Origin of the sequence: Faecalibacillus sp. TM498 (genome assembly GCF_020589955.1) — a bacterium.
GTDB lineage: Bacteria > Bacillota_I > Bacilli_A > Erysipelotrichales > Coprobacillaceae > Faecalibacillus > Faecalibacillus intestinalis.
The window spans coordinates 1-7233 of sequence record NZ_JAJDKB010000079.1 but is presented as its reverse complement, the minus strand read 5'-3'; the positions used below and the strand labels follow the sequence as shown (position 1 = coordinate 7233).

General features: G+C 26.5%; 6 protein-coding genes and 1 pseudogene. 5 read left to right on the top strand and 2 right to left on the bottom strand.

The annotated features are described in order from the left end of the window. Positions 1-51: 51 nt before the first annotated feature. Positions 52-528 carry a phosphatase PAP2 family protein gene (locus LJD32_RS14195; protein WP_175301258.1) on the bottom strand — a complete coding sequence of 159 codons (477 nt, stop codon included), beginning with the start codon at positions 526-528 and terminating at the stop codon, positions 52-54. 103 nt (positions 529-631) lie between these two features. Here LJD32_RS14195 and LJD32_RS14190 point away from each other — a divergent pair, with 103 nt between their 5' ends. Next, complete coding sequence (locus tag LJD32_RS14190; RefSeq protein WP_227392719.1) at positions 632-1996, top strand: exopolysaccharide biosynthesis polyprenyl glycosylphosphotransferase; 1365 nt, start codon at positions 632-634, stop codon at positions 1994-1996. Positions 1997-2137: 141 nt separating this feature from the next. Further along, positions 2138-2905 (top strand): annotated as a pseudogene (locus LJD32_RS14185) (DUF6904 family protein). 84 nt (positions 2906-2989) lie between these two features. On the opposite strand, the gene LJD32_RS14180 reads toward LJD32_RS14185, so the two are convergent. Beyond that, on the bottom strand, positions 2990-3949 hold the full coding sequence (locus tag LJD32_RS14180; protein WP_227392717.1) for an Abi family protein: 960 nt from the start codon (positions 3947-3949) through the stop codon (positions 2990-2992). Between the two features lie 426 nt (positions 3950-4375). On the opposite strand from LJD32_RS14180, the gene LJD32_RS15420 reads away from it, so the two are divergent. The 3 genes from LJD32_RS15420 to LJD32_RS14170 all read left to right on the top strand — a co-directional run. Beyond that, positions 4376-4504, top strand: a complete 129-nt coding sequence (locus LJD32_RS15420) for a hypothetical protein (protein WP_264472172.1) — start codon at positions 4376-4378, stop codon at positions 4502-4504. Between the two features lie 183 nt (positions 4505-4687). Then, on the top strand, positions 4688-5500 hold the full coding sequence (locus LJD32_RS14175; protein WP_227392716.1) for an N-acetylmuramoyl-L-alanine amidase family protein: 813 nt from the start codon (positions 4688-4690) through the stop codon (positions 5498-5500). Positions 5501-5694: 194 nt separating this feature from the next. Then, the coding region (locus LJD32_RS14170) for a C1 family peptidase (protein WP_227392715.1) at positions 5695-7233 on the top strand (1539 nt) is incomplete at its 3' end.

The window sequence follows — 7233 nt, the reverse complement described above, 5'->3', positions numbered from 1 at the left end:
ATCATTTTTTCTTTTAAAAAATTAAAAAAACGAAATAATTTTCTTATTTCGTTAAATGATATAAATAGCAAGGGCAATTAAAATACTTGCAAGGATATCTGTTAAATAGTGAACACCTGTAAGCAGTCTTGTACAAGTAATTGTAATAGCAAGTGCTGAGAGTAATAATCCCATATTTGGTCCTCGAGCAATAACGGTCAAAGCAATAGAAATAGCTAAACTCGTATGAATACTTGGGAAAGAATGACCTATTCTTTTTTTATCATCAATAGGTTTAAGGTCATACTTTTGAATAGGACGAGGTCTATCAATTAATATTCTAAGTAGAACAGTAATTAATAAAACGACAAATGGTTTAATAAATAAAAGATAAAAACCAGTTTGTGATTCGATAACTATTTTTAGTAAAAAAAGTGAATAAAATATAGCGACCATCCATGGACAAAATTTTGATGCAAAATAAACACAAGATTTTATAAAAGGATGTTTATACATAAATTTATTGATACCTTCATAAAAAAACTTCATATTGACCCTCCAAAGTTTTGATATATCTATTATACTATAAAAGAGAAAAGATAGCATTAATAATCGAATTACGATATAATGGACATAATAAGAGGTGTAAAATATGAATAGAAAAATAATGCCCTTTATGTTACTTTTAATAGAAGTAATAATGTATTACTTTATATGTTTATACTTCCATATGGATTTAGATTTAATCATTGGATCAGGAATACTTTATTTCCTATTCTTATTTATATATGGACATTATTCATTAAATACATGTTTAATATGGGATGAAATTAAAGCGTTAGTTAAATCAAGTTTTTGTTTTTATATCGCATTGCTTGTGTTAGTACCAAAATCGACAGGTTATGAAAGAAGAATGCATTTAACAATCATGGTAGCTTCAATGTTTATTATTTGTTTACTAGCTGATAGATATATTAGAATTGCTTTTAGAGATCAATTTGCTAGAAGAACATTGGTTATTGGAACAGGTTACGAAGCAGCAAGATTAGGTAAAATATCTAATAATAATCGTTTTGCTCTAACACAAGTAAAAGGTTATGTGGATGCGAATTGGACAGATCAGTTATTTGATTTTAAACAGGAAAATGTGATTAAAAATAGTTTTATTTATAGTTATGAAGAATTGGATGAGGCTATTAAAACTTTAAAAATTGAACAAATTATTGTGGCTTTACCAGAAGCAAGTGAAGAAGTAATTGATAAGGTGATGTCGGATATTTATGGAAAAGTTGAAAGTGTTAAGTATTTACCAGATGTTAATGGAACAATGACTTTTTCTTCTGAAGTTCAGGATTTTGATGGACAATTACTGATTGCAACAGCAAATAATGAAATGTCTCCTTTAGCTAATACAATGAAAAGATTTGTTGATATTTGTGCTGGGATAGTAGGTTGTTTAACATTAATACCACTGATAATTTTTGTTAAGTATAAATATGTAAAAAGTGGAGATCATGATAATATTATATTTAGTCAAGATAGAATTGGTAAAAATGGGAAGATGATTAAAATTTATAAATTTAGATCAATGGTACCAAATGCTGAAAAAATCTTAGATGAACTGATGGAAAAAGATCCAAAAATCAAAGAAGAATATCTGACAAATAAAAAACTAGTCAATGATCCAAGAATTACACCAGTAGGAAAGTTTTTAAGAAAAACATCTTTAGATGAATGGCCTCAATTTGTCAATGTTCTTTTAGGAGAAATGTCACTTATTGGCCCTAGACCTTATTTGCCTAGGGAAAAAGAAGATATGGGTCAGTATTATAATTCCATTATTAAATGTAAACCAGGAGTTACAGGAATGTGGCAAGCAAATGGTAGAAGTGATGTTGAATTTAATTATCGTTGTAAATTAGATGATTATTATTATCATAATTGGTCTATTTGGTTAGATTTTACGATTATTTATAAAACAATTAAAGGTGTTGTTTATGGTAAGGGATCGTTATGATTCCTTTTTTTGTTTAAATAACAAAAAAAGGAAAATATTTAAAAAAATAATGTAATGAAACCTATTATGATTGATTTAATAATATATGATGATAAAGTATAAATAGGTAATATATATGTTAATAAAAAGTAAGGAATCTAAATGATACAAGCAAAAGTAACAAAAAATTTAACAGGGATTACAATACAAGGAGATTATGATGATTTTAATGATTTAGTTAATGCTATTTATTGAATGACAGGAGTAGATAGTAATGAAGCTGGGTTATATGATGAAGTAAAAATGAGATTGTTAGGTTTGTGTTATGATATTCGCCATGCGTATATGGGTGATAGGGAAGTTGTTTTAAAAGATAATGTTTTAAATGAAGATTTGAAAGAAGAAATGGGAATTAAAAATTGTGAACAAAATATTTATTATAGTGTGAATGTTTTATATCCAGAAGCTCTTTTTCTTGCGTTAGCTGTTCCAAATATGTTTATATGTTGTAACTATTATTATGGTAAAAGAGATGAATGTGATCAAGAATTTAAAATGTTTAGTTCGAATTCGGATTATTTAAAAGATAAAGCTCTTTTAATGTTATTATCAGCAGTTATTTTCCAATCACTTGAAGAAGTGATTGGAAGTGATGAGTTTAATAAAGTATATAAATTAATAGAAAAATCACGAGAGTATTATATACATTATGTGACTCAATATGTTGATTATTGTAATTTGGAATTTCTTAAAACTGATATCAATAAAAGAAAAGATAAATTAATTGATATTACTAAAAAATTCATTAAACCATCAAAAGAATATCAAAGAATGGAGAAAAGAATTAAAGAGTATTCCCAAAAGCATCAAATTCCAATTTATGCTGTAGAAGATGATAATTTAGAATATCCAAATGAAATAGAGTGGTAAAAATATTAAAATAACCAAGAATAAATCAAAATTAAACGAATATAATATTAATGATCCTAAGTTACCCGTTGGGGCTTAGGACTTTTATATTTTTTTAATTAAATACCAATTTTCTGAAAGCCCCATTTGTTCATATACTTTTTCTAAAGTTATTACGTTTAATTTTTTTGATAAGCTTGAAAGGCGACCACTTATTTTATTAAACATTGTATTAAATTCTTTAGATGGTAGTAAAATTTTTGAAACAATGATTATAGAAAAAATATCATTTTTTCCTTTTATATATTGATTTTTAGTATTTTTTTGTATAGTTAATAAACTATGATAATTTGTATCAGAAATTTGTTTTTTACATTTTGTATTATATAACCTATCATCGTGAGCACAAATATTTCTAAAAAAAGCCAATACTTCTATATATGATATTAAATCAGTTTCTTGTATACCCCAATGTTGAGAGACTTCTATTCTTTCTTTTTGTTTCATAAGATTATAAAATGTGGATAATCTAGAAAAAGAAATTGCATTAACTAGTACCCATAGAGGAACGTATCCTTCTTTTACAACGTAATGATTTATATAATCTTTCTTTATTGTATATCTTGCTAAATCCATTTGCATATTTGATATTAGTTCGTTAATATGTTTTGCTCTTTCATTTATTTTTTTCTTTGATGCGGATTTATAATCAATAAAATCAAAATTTGAATATCGTAAGTAGTTTTCTACACCATGATATTTTGAAAAAACATGTGAAACAAGAGTTCTTAAAGTGTTTTCAATTTGTAGTGTGTATTTGAATATTATAGCACGTAATTCTCTATCAAATTCATACAATGAATAAATTTCATTGAATGTAGTTCCTTTAATAAATTTCTCGTTTTTATTTTCATCTGTATAACAAAATAAATCTTTATAACCATTGATTACATTATAATAATTATGAATTTCTAATATTTCTTTTGCTTGGTCAATATCGTTAATAATCAAACCTCGTTCTTGTAGAATATTTATTTGGTCATCGAATGTTTTATAATTATGCATATTGTAGAACTCCTTTATAAAATAAAAAGTCTCGAGCCCCAACGGGTAACTCGAGATCTAACGTACTTATATAGTATACCAATTGAGAATTTTTGTAAATAAATTTTTAAGATTTAAATGATAAATTTTCTTCCTATAGTTTATCATATTTTTTAGTTCTATATTATGATAATTATAAGAATTATTTATAAACTGTGATGCGAAATTTGTATGTAATAGTTTATTGGAACAATTAGATAAAAGTTATGAAGTTGATATTCTATACCTTTTTATAAATGTTTTTAAGTTGATGTTATTTAATAAACTTAGCAGAAATGTATGTAGAAAGATAATATATTGTACCTTTGGGTTGCTAAATATGTAGTTAGGTGTTGAAAGATAAAATGTGCATAAAGATAATGATACAATTTTTTTATTGGAGGGACTATGATGAAAGAAAATAAAAAAATGAAAAAAGTTGCAATAGCAACAGTAACAACATTAGTATCATTATCATCTACTGTTATGGTTAATGCTTTAGATGCTGATAATGATATTGCACAACAATCTATTTAAGAAGAAAGTGTACAAGGAGTAGCAGAGCAAGATACCAAACAAGGGTGGTCTATTGAAGATGGAAAGAAGTATTACTATAATGAGTGGGGTCTTCGAGTAGGCGGATTAGTTACCATTGATGGTATTACTTATTATTTTGGAGAACAAGGATGTAGTCTATCTGAGTTTGAAGGTGATTACACAATGAATGGTCATAGTGATCATAAATTGTTTACTTATAATAATAAAGGAATAGTAGAAGAAAGTATTGAAATAGTACCTAATGAAATTATTGAATTTAAAGGAAATAGATACTGTTTTGATTCATACTATAAACCATATAATGGTGTTAGAGAAGTCAATGGGAAAAAGTATTATTTTGTAAATATTGATGCTTGGACATATAAAGGTGTTCATACAATTGATGGTGAAAGATATTATTTCAATGAAAATGGGCAATTAGCAGTAAATAGGGAAGATAAAGAATATATTTCTATTTCTTTTGTTGATGGATATGGAATTGATAGATACTTAGTATCTTATGATAAAGATGGTAAAGTAAAAGAAACTAAATTAATTAAACCAAATCAATGGATTGAATTTGCTGGTGGAAAATATTATTTTAATAAGAATTATGATGCATATAGTGGTTGGCAAGAAATAGATGGTAAAATGTATTTCTTTGATGAAAATAGTAAAGTTCATACTGGATGGTTAGAAGTAGATGGTAAAAAATACTATTTAAATCAAGATGGTGTAATGGTAACTGGAACACAAGAAATAGATGGGAAGCAATATACATTTAATGAAAAAGGTGAAATGTATGATGCAAATAAATCAGCTGATAATAAAAATACAACTGAACAAATAAAAACAGAAACTGTATTTAAATCTACTAATAAAAAAGATAAAAGTTCTAAAGTAAAAACTGGGGATGAAACAGTTGTTGGTATGTGGTCGATATTAATGTTTATTAGTGGATTGTTTGGAATTAGAGGTTTCAAAAGATGGAATTAGAGGTTTCAAAAGAAAAAAAGAAATTTAAGGTATCATATATTTGTAAATAGAAATTGGATGGTGTGAAATTAGAAAATATAGTGGAATGGTAGCTGATGAATCATTCCACTATTTGTGTTAAAAGTTTCTAAAAAAATAGACTTGAATCATAACCTTTAGTACAATAATTATATGAATACAGAGGAGGGATGACTGTGTTTAAGAAAATTTTAAAAATTATAATTGTAATGGCATTAACATTTTCGATGTCAATACCACTAATAAATGTATATGCATTTGAGGAAAATTATGAAAGAAATGTAATGCCTACAAGAAAATATGAAAATTTTGATGAGAATGTTAATGAAAATTCAAATAATTCATTAGCTAGATCATCACAAATGCCTGTGACATATAGTTCTGTAGATAAAGGATATGTTACAAGCGTTAAAAATCAAAATCCTTATGGAAATTGTTGGGCATATGCTGCATGTAGTGTAGCAGAATCTTATTTAATTAAACATGGAATAGCTGATAAAAATATTGATTTATCTGAAGCACATTTGAATTATTATATGTATCATAATCAGGGTGATAATTATGAAAATACTGATAATGATCAAACAAATGTCGTAGGGCAATATTCTTTTATGAATGTTGGTGCTGATCCTAAAATGTTACAACTAGCAATGAGTAATTTTGGACTAGCAAGTGAATCAAATTACCCAATTTCTAATATTGAAGAAATGCAAGGATCAAAAGAAAATCAAAATAATACGCAATATGTTATGACAAATAGTAATTTATTATGTCAACAAGCAAAAGGAAACGAAGAATTGATAAAACAAGCAATTTTAGATAATGGAAGTGTCTTAGCTTGTTACTATGATGCAGCAGGTGTTATTAAAGGGGAAAGCTATTATAATTCACAAGAAATTAATAGTTTTAATCATGCTATAAGTATAGTTGGTTGGGACGATAATTATGATGCAAATAAATTTAGAACGGTTCCTTCTAGAAATGGTGCATGGTTAATTAAGAATAGCTGGGGAACTGGTTTTGGAAATAAAGGGTATTTTTGGATTTCTTATGATGAATATTCATTGGGTGATGTCTATTCATATGAATTTGAACCTAAAAATAATCAAGAAACATATCAATATGATGGAACAACTAATGCGTTTAATTATTTTATTTCAGACAAAACGGATACATATGCTAACGAGTTTTTAGTTAAAGGAACAAATGAGGTGCTTAATGCAGTTACGATTGGTAGTAATACACCTAATGTTCCGTATAAATTAGAAATTTACACAAATTTAACAGATACAAATAATCCAACATCGGGGAATTGTGTTTTAACCCAAAATGGAACATTAGAGAATAGAGGAATTAATTATATTAAATTAGATTCAAGTATATCACTTCAAAATAGTACATATTATTCAATAGTATTTACTTTAATGGGAACAAATCAAAACAATGCATCAATAATGCTAGATACAACAGAAAAAGCAAGTGATATTGAGTTTATTGCTGATCATTCTAATGAATATTGTTTTACGAAACAATATGACACTTGGCTTAAATTAATGGATTACACATGTCGTATAAAAGGAATTACTGAACAAAATGTTTTAAGACCAATAGAATCCATCACACTAAATAAAACAACACTGTCGTTAGTAAAAGGAAATAGTGAAACATTACAAGCGACGATCAATCCAAGCGATGCAACAGATGATAAGACACTA

Excerpts from the sequence above, each read along its gene's own strand:
- LJD32_RS14195 (WP_175301258.1), bottom strand. The coding sequence starts at position 528 with ATGAAGTTTTTTTATGAAGGTATCAATAAATTTATGTATAAACATCCT.
- LJD32_RS14190 (WP_227392719.1), top strand. The coding sequence starts at position 632 with ATGAATAGAAAAATAATGCCCTTTATGTTACTTTTAATAGAAGTAATA.
- LJD32_RS14180 (WP_227392717.1), bottom strand. The coding sequence starts at position 3,949 with ATGCATAATTATAAAACATTCGATGACCAAATAAATATTCTACAAGAA.
- LJD32_RS15420 (WP_264472172.1), top strand. The coding sequence starts at position 4,376 with ATGATGAAAGAAAATAAAAAAATGAAAAAAGTTGCAATAGCAACAGTA.
- LJD32_RS14175 (WP_227392716.1), top strand. The coding sequence starts at position 4,688 with ATGAATGGTCATAGTGATCATAAATTGTTTACTTATAATAATAAAGGA.